The following is a 265-nucleotide window of genomic DNA, read 5'->3' as shown; positions in this document are numbered from 1 at the left end:
AAACAATTCTACAAATGAGAGTGTCACAGCTGCGTCTGTTTTAGTAAAAGGCACTACAGACGGCACTTATACAAGCGACAAAGGAACCTTTAGCCTAAAAGTAAAAAGCTTACCGGTAACCTTAATCATTTCATCCGTTGGGTTTGCTTCCAAAGAGGTGGAAGTAACTACTGCTGATGCAGGTGATATCAATCTTACCGTTTCAGAACAATTAGGCCAGGATGTGGTCGTTTCGGCTACCAGGGTTGCCCAGCGAATTTTAGAA

The 265-nt window shown here is 42.6% G+C and carries 1 protein-coding gene; it reads left to right on the top strand.

What is annotated here, in order from left to right; all coding sequences use genetic code 11:
• The coding region (locus tag RYX56_RS22995; protein WP_317124207.1) for a carboxypeptidase-like regulatory domain-containing protein at nucleotides 1-265 on the top strand (265 nt) is incomplete at both ends.

This window comes from Alkalihalophilus lindianensis (assembly GCF_032843265.1).
GTDB classification, from domain to species: domain Bacteria; phylum Bacillota; class Bacilli; order Bacillales; family Bacillaceae_D; genus Alkalihalophilus; species Alkalihalophilus lindianensis.
The sequence above is the reverse complement of the archived record's forward strand: the minus strand, read 5'-3'. Positions and strand labels throughout refer to the sequence as shown.